This window comes from Paenibacillus oryzisoli (genome assembly GCF_050467285.1).
In the GTDB taxonomy this organism is placed as follows: domain Bacteria; phylum Bacillota; class Bacilli; order Paenibacillales; family NBRC-103111; genus Paenibacillus_E; species Paenibacillus_E oryzisoli_A.
In genome coordinates this window covers 21084-32313 of sequence record NZ_JBCMUN010000016.1, presented here as the reverse complement: position 1 = coordinate 32313, position 11230 = coordinate 21084, and the positions used below count along the sequence as shown (strand labels likewise).

Here is an 11230-nt window from a genome sequence, read left to right as displayed (position 1 = left end):
TCCGTGCGGCAATCTCAAAACCTGTATTCGGAACCCCGCCAGCAGGAAAGCAGTCAGACCGACATGAGGCTCAAGCGGGGCCTGATGAAGTCGATCCTGCGCGATAAATATTTATATCTCATGCTTGTTCCTGTGGCTGTTTATTTTCTCTTGTTCAAGTATGCCCCTCTGTTTGGCGAACTGATCGCCTTCAAGAATTACCGTTTGGCAGACGGCATCTGGGGAAGCAGCTGGGCTGGGCTGGATCATTTCCGCAAGCTGTTCTCCAGCACCGATTTCTATATCGTGCTTCGCAATACGCTGCTGTTGAATGTGTACAATCTGGTGTTTGCCTTCCCTGTGCCCATCCTATTGGCGATTCTTCTGAACGAAGTGCGCCTTAACGGATATAAGCGGATGCTGCAAAATCTGCTCTACATCCCCCACTTTATTTCATGGGTGGTACTCGGCACCATTGTGATCTCGCTGCTGTCTCCCTCTACCGGCATCGTCAACACGATACTGAAGCTGGTCGGATTGGAGCCTGTCTACTTTATGGCCAGCAACTTATGGTGGCCGGTTTCCTTCGTCGCATCGGGGATCTGGAAGGAGGCCGGCTTTGGCACCATCCTCTACATGGCGGCCATGACGGCGATTGATCCGATGCTTTATGAGGCAGCCAAAATCGACGGGGCCAGCAAGCTGCGGCAAATCTGGCATGTCACGTTACCGGGTATACGCAGTACAGCGGCGATTCTCATGATTCTTCAGGTAGGGCGCATCATGGACGTAGGCTTCGAGCAGGTGTATTCCATGAAGAATCCTGCCGTTACCAAGGTAGCCGAGGTTATCAGCACCTATGTCTATACCCGTGGTATTGAGAATCTGCAATACAGTTACACCACGGCGCTTGGTTTGTTCCAATCCTTTGTGGCTCTGATTCTGGTTGTCAGCGTCAACTGGCTGATCAAATCTATGGGGGAACGAGGATTGTGGTAATTCACCCGAAGAAGAGAGGAGATTTGTCTATGCCAACCGGACGCAAACGCCTGACGGCTTCAAATGCGGGTCATTGGGTCAACAATGTCTTTTTGGCCTTGTGTGCCATTGCTACGGTGTTTCCGTTTATTAATATCATCGCCGTCTCTTTCAGCGGCAGCAGAGCCATATCCGCGGGGGAGGTATTCTTGTGGCCTGTTGAATTCAATATTGCGGCGTATCGCAATCTGGTGGAGGACGGGCAACTGATCGTAGCCATGAAGAATACCGTGCTGATTACGGTCATCGGGACGCTTCTGAACATGGTCTTCACGACCTTGGCCGCCTATCCCTTATCCAAGCCCGGCCTGCGGGGCAGAAGCGTTATGCTGCAGGCGGTGCTGTTCACCATGCTGTTCGGCGGCGGAATGATTCCACACTTTCTGCTGGTCAATTCGCTGGGGCTGGTTAATACTTACTGGGCCATCTGGCTTCCGGCGCTAATCAGTGTCTATAACATGTTTGTGATGAAATCCTTTTTCGAGGGATTGCCTGCGGAAATAGAGGAATCCGCGGCCATGGATGGCGCGAATGAATGGGTGGTGCTGCTCAGGATCATCCTTCCCCTATCAATGCCCGTCCTTGCAGCGTTGACACTTTTTTATGCCGTGGGCTGGTGGAACTCTTACATGAACGTGCTCATTTATATCCGCAGCACCGACAAGATGTCCCTGATGGTCAAGCTTTACCAGATGATTGATCTGGTCAGCCCGGAGATGCTCCGCAGCGGAGAGGGCGTCGCGCAGCAGACCATTACCCCGGAGGGAATCCGGGCGGCTGCGATCGTCTTTTCGATTACGCCGATTCTGTGTGTGTATCCGTTCTTGCAAAAGCATTTCATCAAGGGTGTATTGCTGGGTTCCGTCAAAGGCTGACCCGGCGCATTAGGTAGATATCACAGGCTGCATACGGCCATGATATAATAAAAATTATTCAGGAGGTCACACATGAAATTCAGACAGAAGAAAAAGTGGGTTGCTTCTACGGCTGCGTTAGTGCTGGCAGCGACGATGTTTGCCGGATGCTCGAACCAAACAGAAGGGGGCGCTGCTGCGCCAGCGGGAACTTCGTCGGCAGGAGCCAATGCGGGTGCAGATCCGTATGCTGCCCTTCCCAAGGCAGTCAGCATCTCAATGTTCGACAGAGGCGCGGTATCCAGCGACGAGGGGACATACGAGAACAATCGTTGGGTGAAGTGGATAAAGGAGCAGTCTGGCATCGATGTGAAGATTGTGCCGGTGCCCCGCAATCAGGCGCAGGATAAGCTCAATGTGCTGATTGCCTCGAATCAGGCGCCGGATCTCATTTGGGAATATGACCGCGCATATATCGGTAAATTAGTTACGCAGGGCGCCATTCAGCCAATTGACGAATATATTGAGAAATACAGCACGTCTTACAAAAAATACTTGCAAGAGCATCCCGACCTGAAAGCCTATCTGACCTTCGAGGGCAAGATGTATGCAGTAGCCACGGAGCGTACGATGGATTCCGTCGCCAACCACGGCATGTGGATTCGGCAAGATTGGTTGGATAAGCTGGGACTGAAAACTCCCACCACAATGGATGAGCTTATCAATGTGGCCAAAGCCTTTAAAGACCAGGACCCGGACGGAAACGGCAAGGCGGATACGGTTCCACTGGTAGGCAGCAACACCTTTGACGCTTACTCCGCCATGAATGCGGCCATGAACAACCAGTGGTATCTGGAGAACGGGAAAATGAAGTACGGCGCTACGCTGGATCGTTTTGGCGACGCCATGGCTCTGGAAAAACTCATGTATGAGAATGGATTGGTTGATAAAGAGTACCTTACGGACAAGAACTTCCAGCGTGCCAATCAGTTGTGGACCACAGGCAAGGCCGGCATTTATGTGGCGAGCTGGGGCAGCGGCGCCATGGAGACCCATATCAAGGACATGTGGAAAAACGTCCCTGCTGCCAATCCGGTTCCGCTTGAACCCGTCTCCACCAAAAACGGCAAATTCGGTTTGTATCAGGAGACCAAGCCTTTCATCTTTGTAGCGTTCAACAAGGAAATGAAAAATCCCAAGGCCGCAGTGGAATACCTGGACTGGTTGGTGGACAAAGGCTGGATGACGCTGGTCAATGGTATCGAGGGAACTCACTATAAAATGGTCAACAATGTGCCGCAGCAACTGGATGCGGACAAGTATAAAAAAGAAGTCAACTATGCGCCTGAATATGCGGTGTTGCGCGATGCCAAGTTCTCCCCCGCGGATCTTCTGGTGAAAGCGGCGCCTGACGCAGTTTCCCAGAAAGCTGCTTCTCTGAGTAAGACAGGGCTGGAGACGGCGATGAAGAACGCCTTCCATCGTGATATTCCGTATCAGCCTAATTTCGCGGAACTGAATGAGATCCAGACAGCGTTGAAGCCGTTTATTGAAGATACGCGGGCTAAGGTGACCATGCAAGGCAACCAGTATACCGCCGTTTGGGGGCTGGAGGAAATTCGCAAAGAATGGAAGCGGCTTGGCGGGGATAAGGTAGAGGCTCTTGCTCAGGAGTGGTACGAAGCCAACAAGGCAAGCTTTAAATAGCGATCAGAGATGAACGGCAGGCGCCGCCGCTGCGATTACACATGTGAAAGGAACAGGCAAATGAACCGTGTGCAGAATCAATGGATGAAAAAGATGATAACAGGTCTGATCATGCTTCTGTTCTTGAGTGTAAGCGTGTCGGCGGTGCTTTTCTATTTGATTTTCACGGACGATCTGAAGGAACGACTTGTAGGCACCAATATGGAGCTGCTGGAGCACATGGAACAGAAACTGGAGCTGGTGCTGAAAAATGTGGACAACGAAGCCATCCAATTGGTTCAGAATGACGAAGTGAAGAAGTTTTTTGACGATAATCTGCCCCAAGGGGAGCGGACCAGCAATGATTTCCGAGTTGGCAGCTATATCGACAGGCTGATCCGCAGCGACGACTACCTGTTCTCCGTGGATCTCTATTCCTACTCTCAGGATCGCTTGGTGTCCGGGGATATTCTCACGGAGGAACTGAGGCTGAAGGATTACGCCTGGATCAATCGTTTCAGCCAGTATGACGGCTATTCTGACTGGTTGGCCAGCCGCAAGGTGCTGATCAACAATTCCTCTTTTCCGCTGTACCGCAATGTGGTGACATTGGTCAGAACCTATCCTTTGATTCACTCCTCCGGCGCCCGCAAGGGTGCCGTTGCCGTTAATTTAAAGGAGGAAATGCTGTTGTCCCTGATTCACCATGAGGAAGATGAGCAAGGCTTGAATCTGGTGTTGGATAAAGATGGTCTGGTAGTCATTCATCCCGATCAGTCCAAGCTGGGGGAGAATCTGGGAACAGTTCCGTATGTGGCGCAGATCTCGGCGGAAGGCAAGAACTTCGGCACTTTCAAGACCAGGTTGAATAATCGGACGTCTACCGTTTTCTACAGGGTTAATCCTTACACGGGCTGGCGGATTGTGAGAGTCGTCTCGGATATAGAGATGAACAAGCCCTTGCTGGTGATTCGCAATACGCTCGTTGTTCTGTCCGGCGCTATCCTGCTGCTTGCAGCCATGCTTGCCCTCGCTGTGGGAAGATGGACGTTCAAGCCGCTGAACCGCTTTCTGGGCAATCTCGCTGCAAGGCTGAACGCTCAATTTCCCCAGGAAGTGAGCAGCGAAGGAGAAGACGGTCTCCGGCTTATGGAGTCTCGCTTCGAGGACATTCTGGAGAATAGCGAGCAGTTGAGGAAGCAGGTTCGGGAAACCAAACCGATTCTGAAGTGGCAGCTGGTCATGGAACTGCTTTCGGACTATAAGATCAATATTTCCAATACCCGGCAGTATATGGACATGTTAGGGATGCAGCTGGATATGAACCGTTTTGTTGTGCTGACCGCAGACTTCGACCAACGTCATGAATTGACGCCGCAGGATGTCCATCTGTACAATTACGCGCTGTGCAATGTGACGGAAGAATTGATTCAGGCTGAGGGCAAGGGAGTTGCAATCGAACTCGAAAACGGTTGCTGCGCCATTCTGATGAGTTTCCCCGATGGCGATGGAGAAGCCGAATTTCGGGCGGGTGTGGTAGCGGAGCTAATCAAGAATTACATCATGGAAAATTTCAAGCGCACGGTCACCATCGGCGTAGGCGGGCTGGCCAGTTCAGCGGAGGAGATTCATCTTTCCTTTCGGCAGGCATGTGACGTGCTGGCTTATCGCCTGCTTCTCGGAGGCAATACCGTCATTACGCGGGATGATGTGCAGATCGGCGAATCTGCGCTGCTTTACCGCATGATCGCAATGACCGACAGCATGATGGATTCCCTGAAGCTGTTGGACGGGGAGAAACTCAAGGCGCAGACAGATCGCTGGTTCGATGCCTTCACCCAGTACGGGATTCCTCCGGAGATGATTCGGCAGATTAACCTGCAATGTTTGATGAAGGCTGTTCTGGTCGCCGGAGAAGCGGGAATTGAGCCGGAACAGCTCCACATGCCTCAGGAAATGCGAACCTCGCTGCACCAATATGAAAGTCTCGAAGACATGAAGCGATTCATGCTGGACATGCTGCGGGAATGTATGGAAGCGATCCGTCACAAGCGGAACAGCCGGGAAAAGAACGATTTAATCGAAAAAGTTCTGGCCTTTATTCACAACAATTATGGCAGGGCCGAGCTTTCCTTGAACTTGCTGGCGGATGAGTTTCATGTAAGCTTGTCCCATCTGAGCAAATTATTCAAGGAGCAGACCGAGAGCAACTTCATCGATTACCTGATGAATCTCAGGATTAGCCGGGCCAAGAAGTTGCTGATCGAAACCGAAGGGCGCATCCGGGACATTGCCGAGGCGGTCGGCTACAGCAATGTCAACAGCTTTGTCCGCATTTTTAAAAAGCTGACTGCGCTGACACCCACGGAATATCGAGAGCATGGGAAGAAAGACAGCGGGTAGACGGAATGGACACAATGGACAAACTAGCGAGCAATGCTTAGGGACGAGACTATGTATAAGCGTTTGCTGTCCATTGCGGATGGCGGCGCTTTTTTGCTTGCTGGGATGAGGCGAGTTAGAATCGTTGGCGGTGCGTGATGGGCGGCGTCAAGGGGCTCGGCTTGGTAACAACGATTACGTACAGGAGATCCAGCAGGAACGTCAGGATGTACAGCGTCGTCAGCAAAAAAGACTCCGGATACATGGCGTATCCCAGGATCGAGGCGCATAGCGTGCCGATCGTCTTGACATAGGCGATGGCGAGCGATTGGCCTTTGCCAGGCTGTTTTAGCCACATGATCATGAAGAGGAATGACATCATAAGATTGATGCCGAAGGCGGAATATTTCCCTTCTTTGTCGTTGAATTCCACGTGCATGCCGTAGTGCAGCAGCAGCGCCATCACGAGCAGGCCGGCGACGGAGAGGTAGAGGAGCGGTTTGTTAGTTGTTTTGCGCGTTGCGTAGACGAGGAATTGCAGGAAAATCACGCAGTCCAGGGCGAACCAGACGATCGTGCCGATTTTTTGAAACGGGTCAAACGGGATGACAAAGCCGTACAGAAATTCCCACGTAATATTGGCGCATAACGCCAGTAGAGGCATACCGCAAGTCCGGTCGCGGAACCCCTGCAGGATGATGAGTACATAGGTGACCGTCCAGAAAAAGGCAAGCCCCAGCTGCAGCCAACGTTCCGCTTCATGATTCAAAAGGGAGTCCATGCCGCCGTTCACATCCTTCCCAAGCTCTTTCCTAGATAGATATGAAGGGCTTGGCTTGGCTATGACGGGGTGGATATAGGTTGTATCGGTGTAGATAGATCGTTTGGAATTTCAATCCACGCACCTATACAGGGTGCGACCAACCGATTCGAAGTGTCGAGAAGCTGGAAGAGATATTTCAATCTACGCACCCATACAGGGTGCGACGCACTGCGGAGCCCTGCACGGCGAGTTCGAGTGATTTCAATCCACGCACCCATGCAGGATGCGACAAAACGGCGCGCACGAACATTATCGGCACAGGCCTATTCAATCCACGCGCCCATGCAGGGTGCGACACCGTACAAGCGGGTACCCAGCAGTATCCGATGTATTTCAATCCACGCACCCACGCAAGGTGCGACCGACGCACCGTTTTCAAACGAAGTTAAATTTCCATTTCAATCCACGCACCCACGCAAGGTGCGACTGGAAATAGTAGATGGCATTGAGCCTTTTGTTAATTTCAATCCACGCACCCACGCAAGGTGCGACCGGGTATCAAAATGACAAAAGGACTTATTCCGCGATTTCAATCCACGCACCCACGCAAGGTGCGACGTCACTCTAGTAGCAAAAGGATTGCAGCGAAGAGAATTTCAATCCACGCACCCACGCAAGGTGCGACCGCCTAGGAAGTGCTGGACCTGCAGCAGGAAGTGAAATTTCAATCCACGCACCCACGCAAGGTGCGACGGTAGCGCGCTTCCAGGAAAAGCTGGAGGTTGTGCAATTTCAATCCACGCACCCACGCAAGGTGCGACACCGTATGGCGCGAATGTCTGCGCTGCGGGAAAGTATTTCAATCCACGCACCCACGCAAGGTGCGACCCCTATCGATAGTCTATTCATAGACTCGGGGGAAATTTCAATCCACGCACCCACGCAAGGTGCGACAATCATAATGAATATAGGGTGGGTGGTCCGTATATTTCAATCCACGCACCCACGCAAGGTGCGACAGCCCATTCTGATGCAAAAGCTCTTATTTCCACCAGCTTTTGATCAAATCAAGCGAAAAACAGAACAGCTCCCCTAAAAGCAGGTCAGCCAGCTCATGCCTCTACCCTAATATTACCAAAAACGTGGTGCGAATGTCCCGGCATTTTTATGTGCGCTTCTCATTCGCACCGCAGGTTCGCACTCAGAGGCGGCACAGCAAAGAGCCGAGCTCAGCGCTCGGCCCCTGAAGGAGCCCCAATTGCTCCTCAATGTTGTTGTGTTAAGTCGACGAGGAAGTCGTGTGAAATTGTAAGGGGACAAAAAAGTCCCTTAGCGCGGAAAAAGTCCTCTTCGCGATTTGTGACGGTCATCCGCGACTGTTAAAGCTGTTTTCTGCCTTCAAAACGCTCCGATTCGCCCCTAAAAGACAGCAATGTCCGTTACCGACGCACAAACCCCGATAATCCGCCGGTAAGAGACGCCGATGTCCGTTAGCTGCAGCGCGCCCCCGGCCCGGGAAGCAGATCGCGAATGATCACGGCCCCCCCCCACTGACACGTGGCCACTTTAGCGTGAAGCTCGCAGCCTAACACGAGCAGACGCTCCAGCCGTTGGAGAAGCGTCAGACGCAGGCGCTAACCCGGCAACACTGATCTTGCTTCCTCGCGATCAGCACCCTCAAAGCGGTTGAACATCGCATTGTACAGCACAGCAGCCGCCACGGCCAGCCCGGCGAGCAGGCTGAACGTCCACCCATACCCGATCCACGCGCTCAGCGGGATCGATAGCGGCGCGAGCGTGCGGCCCAGCGTGTACCGCAGGCTCGCCGCCGCAAAATACTGGCCGCGCACCTGCTCCGGCGCCAGCCGTGAGACGAACGCCTGCTGAGGCCCGGCCGACATCAGCTCGGCGAGCGTAAACACGGCGATGGCGAGCGTGAAGCCCCAGAACGTGGACATCCGGCTGAACATGAGGATGCCAATCGCATAAAACAACGCCCCGCCGATAAACACGTACCGATCGCGGAACGCCAGCATCCACTTCGTGATCGCGACGGTGAACAGCGCCACGAAGAGTCCGTTCTCGGACACAATCAGGCCGAACAACTGCTTGCCGGTCACGTCCAGGTTCCAATCGCCGAAGCTGAAAATCGTGCTAAGCGACACCGTTTCCTGAATGAAAACGGGGAACAATAGATCGAGCTGCATGAACGTCTGCGACAGCAGCACGCCGGCCAGCACGAACAGCAGGAACACGCGGTCCGTGGCGATGACCCGGTAGTCGCGCAGCTGCGCGCCGACGACCCGGTACCACGGCTCGCCGGCCGACGAGCGGCGGCGCTCCGCCACAGAAGCCGGCAGCGTCTCCGCCAGACGCCGGCTCATGAACAGCGCGAGCAGCGCACAGAACACCGCTGCGCCGAACAGCACCATGTATGGGTTGTCCTCGTACAACAAAGAACCAAGCAGCGGGCCGACGACCACGGCCATATTCGCTGCCGTATAAAAAATCGCGAACACGCTAGAGCGATGTTCTTCCGGCACGACGTCCGCCACCATGGCTTGGCTGGCGGGCCAGTACAAAGAACCGGCGAAGCTCGCTGCGCAAAAGCCGACAAAGCTTAGAGCCGGCAGTCCCACCGCCGGCGAGGCGGCAAGGGCGAACAGCCCATAGCCGGCTGCCTGCGCGGACGCTGCGATGACCATCATGCGCTTGCGGCCGAACCGGTCGGCGCAGTAGCCGCCAAGCAAGTTCGCCACAACGGAGATCGCTTGCGACAGGATGAGCAGCATGCCCGCCCAGCCTTTGCCGAACGCTTCGGCGAAGTAAATCGATAGAAACGGAAAAAACGTCCAAAAAATAACGTTAAACGCGGTCTCCCCGCCGAGGCGGATTTTCAAATTCGTGTCCCAATCTCTGATTTTCATATAGAAGAAGCCTCTCTGATTCTGTCTGGATATCTATCTATCTTTTCATACTATATTAACCCATGGTTAATAACAAGACATCCATCCGGAGACCGAATCCGGCATGGACAATCATCTCCGTACAATTTGCAACCCCGCCCCAACTCCATTACACTAAATAATGGAACCGTTCGGAATCCCCGACGAACCGTCGCACCCTGCACGGGTGCGTGTATCGAAATAAATAACGGCAGTGAAAGGATGAAATCACCCGTGAATATGCTGAGTACGCTTTCCATGCAAGATCTGAAAAACTTCAAGCACGAGCTGACGCGTTTTATGATGACGTATAAATTTGCCCTGGACGAAATGGAGACGCGCATCGAGATTCTTGTTCAGGAATTTGAAATGCTCCACGAATACAACCCGATCGAACATACCAAATCCCGGCTGAAATCGCCGGAGAGCATTATCCAGAAGCTGTACCGCAAGGGAGGCGATCTGTCTTTTGACGGTATCAGGGGCAATGTGAAGGACATCGCGGGTCTGCGCATTACGTGCTCGTTCGTTTCGGACATTTATGTCCTCAGTGACATGTTGAAGAACCAGAGCGACCTCCATCTCCTGAGCGAAAAAGATTACATCAAGCACCCGAAGCCGAACGGCTACCAAAGCCTTCATCTGCTGATCGAGGTGCCCGTACATATGTCCGACCGGACCGAGCGCGTCTGCATGGAGGTGCAGATTCGTACGGTGGCGATGGATTTCTGGGCGAGTCTGGAGCACAAAATCTTTTACAAATTCAAAGAGGGCAATCAGGCGGTTCCCCAGCGTTTATTGCAGGAGTTGAAACAGGCGGCAGATGTGGCCGCGAGGCTGGATGAGCAGATGGAGCGTCTGCACCGTGAAATTGAGGAGATCCAGGAGGAGCAGTCGGACGAGGCGGCGGATTCCTTGAACCGGATTATTATTAATAATCAGCAGTTTGCGCTCCCGAAAGCATTAATGTCGGCGCTCATGAATAATGATGGGGATGAGGACAAGTCGTAGAGCGGGGAGGCTCTGGGGCAGTCCTAATTTGAAAAAAGAGGGGATTTGCACATGAAAGCTCAGAACTACGCCAATCACAAAAGGATGCACCCGCTGTTTCACTACGTATTGTCGCTGCTGGTTTTTGCGCTCATCGTGGCCGCGATGTTCGAGCTGGTGAACAGCCTCAAGGCGGGCGAGGATTTGCTGCCTGCGGTTTTATTTTTGCTGATCACACTGATTGTGATTGTGGTGTTTCTGCTGCTTCGCTCTTACCCGCTCAAAGCGCAGGATCGCGCGATCCGAGCGGAGGAGAACCTTCGCCACTACGTGCTGACGAGCAAACTGTTGAATTCGAGCCTTACCACCAGTCAAATTACTGCCTTGCGCTTCGCGTCCGACGCCGAATTTCCCGCGCTGGCGGAGAAAGCCGCTGCCGAGAGCCTGACTCCGGATGCGATCAAAAAGCAGATTCGCGATTGGCGCGCGGATAACGAGCGGATTTAATTGGTATAGCAAATACTTTTACAGCGGCTTACGTGAAAAGAGAGTGTGGATGCTTCCGGCATCTGCACTCTCTTTTTGTGGATTCC

General features: G+C 53.1%; 8 protein-coding genes and 1 CRISPR repeat array. Of the genes, 6 read left to right on the top strand and 2 right to left on the bottom strand.

Annotation, left to right across the window (positions count from 1 at the left end; genetic code table 11):
- Nucleotides 1-3 precede the first annotated feature (3 nt).
- The 4 genes from ABE504_RS24695 to ABE504_RS24680 all read left to right on the top strand — a co-directional run bounded on the left by ABE504_RS24695 (nucleotide 4) and on the right by ABE504_RS24680 (nucleotide 5960).
- Complete coding sequence (locus tag ABE504_RS24695; protein ID WP_430093942.1) at nucleotides 4-978, top strand: ABC transporter permease; 975 nt, start codon at nucleotides 4-6, stop codon at nucleotides 976-978.
- A 29-nt stretch (nucleotides 979-1007) separates the two neighbouring features.
- Nucleotides 1008-1892 (top strand): carbohydrate ABC transporter permease, encoded by an 885-nt coding sequence (locus ABE504_RS24690; protein ID WP_430093940.1) that lies wholly within the window; start codon nucleotides 1008-1010, stop codon nucleotides 1890-1892.
- 72 nt (nucleotides 1893-1964) lie between these two features.
- The gene (locus tag ABE504_RS24685; protein WP_430093937.1) at nucleotides 1965-3578 is read left to right on the top strand and encodes an extracellular solute-binding protein; all 1614 of its coding nucleotides are present in this window, start codon (nucleotides 1965-1967) and stop codon (nucleotides 3576-3578) included.
- A 60-nt stretch (nucleotides 3579-3638) separates the two neighbouring features.
- On the top strand, nucleotides 3639-5960 hold the full coding sequence (locus ABE504_RS24680; RefSeq protein ID WP_430093935.1) for a helix-turn-helix domain-containing protein: 2322 nt from the start codon (nucleotides 3639-3641) through the stop codon (nucleotides 5958-5960).
- Between the two features lie 115 nt (nucleotides 5961-6075).
- On the opposite strand, the gene ABE504_RS24675 is transcribed toward ABE504_RS24680, so the two are convergent.
- A complete protein-coding gene (locus ABE504_RS24675; protein ID WP_430093933.1) occupies nucleotides 6076-6720 on the bottom strand; it encodes a hypothetical protein in 645 nt (214 codons plus the stop codon).
- A gap of 108 nt (nucleotides 6721-6828) precedes the next feature.
- Nucleotides 6829-7721: a CRISPR direct-repeat array (repeat unit 32 nt; unit sequence ATTTCAATCCACGCACCCACGCAAGGTGCGAC).
- A 615-nt stretch (nucleotides 7722-8336) separates the two neighbouring features.
- Complete coding sequence (locus tag ABE504_RS24670; protein ID WP_430093932.1) at nucleotides 8337-9629, bottom strand: MDR family MFS transporter; 1293 nt, start codon at nucleotides 9627-9629, stop codon at nucleotides 8337-8339.
- A 258-nt stretch (nucleotides 9630-9887) separates the two neighbouring features.
- Between ABE504_RS24670 and ABE504_RS24665 the strand changes: the two genes are divergently transcribed.
- Together ABE504_RS24665 and ABE504_RS24660 are read left to right on the top strand one after the other, a co-directional pair.
- Complete coding sequence (locus ABE504_RS24665) at nucleotides 9888-10658, top strand: GTP pyrophosphokinase (protein ID WP_430094308.1); 771 nt, start codon at nucleotides 9888-9890, stop codon at nucleotides 10656-10658.
- 51 nt (nucleotides 10659-10709) lie between these two features.
- A complete protein-coding gene (locus ABE504_RS24660) occupies nucleotides 10710-11144 on the top strand; it encodes a DUF6526 family protein (RefSeq protein ID WP_430093929.1) in 435 nt (144 codons plus the stop codon).
- Nucleotides 11145-11230 lie beyond the last annotated feature (86 nt).